Here is an 899-nt window from a genome sequence, read left to right as displayed (position 1 = left end):
GATCGAGATCGGAGAGCGCGGTCGATTCAAGCAGTGATTGGAGAAAGGCTTTGTTTGAGCTCTTCCGGTCGCCCTGAAGCGTGTCGAACCAGTCTTCGAGCTCGTCGACGAAGAACGCGACAGTTTCGTCCCCAACGGCATCTTGAATCGTCTGCATATCGGGGTAGCCGCCGGATTCGAACGTCCCTGGGTCGTAGTCCAGTGCTTCGAAGAACGGCTCCCAGAGGTACTCGTATTGCTCGTTCTGCATTGCGACTGTAATCGGAGTCGCGTTATCAGGGAGCGCCGACTCGAACCCATCTACTGAGTCGCTGGCCCAATCAGCAGCAGCAGCGGGGGCGTCAAAGCAGTGATAGAGGGCAACCATCTGGTGGGACTTGCCACTACCGTACGGGCCATAGAGAATATGCGTCCCTCGCGGGTCGTCACCGGTAAGGGAATCACGGAGAATCGTGAGGGCTTCTCGAAGCCCTTGAGTCATCAGCGTCCGATCGAAGAAGAGCTCGGCGTCCGACTCGAACTCGTCGTCATCCTCGACGTTGTAGAGTTTTACTTGTCCATCTATTTGTCCATCCTCTCGAAGCTCACGGCTCAGGGTGACCGTGTCATCGAGAGTTTTGGGCAAGGGCTCAGTCTCGGCCATTCTTAGGTACTTAACTACTGCTTGTGTCGACACAATAAACGCTCGGGTGACAGTAGCTGTCGACTATTTGGATGTCACACAACGTATTTGCCTCTCACCTGATTCTACCGTGATATGGCAGACTTCGACCTCGTTGACACAGAGGTCACTCACGAATCTGCGACTGATCTTCTGGAGTCGATAGATGCGGACTCTCCTGAGGCGGACCACGTACAGACGATTCAAGCAGTTCGTCTCCAGGCTGGCCAACTGGATT

The 899-nt window shown here is 54.7% G+C and carries 1 pseudogene; it reads right to left on the bottom strand.

Annotated elements, in window-relative coordinates:
- Positions 1–643, bottom strand: a pseudogene (locus DVK07_RS19790) (DUF499 domain-containing protein); the annotation flags it as partial.
- Between the last annotated feature and the right edge of the window lie 256 nt (positions 644–899).

The organism is Halorubrum sp. Atlit-26R, assembly GCF_003666015.1.
GTDB lineage: Archaea > Halobacteriota > Halobacteria > Halobacteriales > Haloferacaceae > Halorubrum.
The sequence above is the reverse complement of the archived record's forward strand: the minus strand, read 5'-3'. Positions and strand labels throughout refer to the sequence as shown.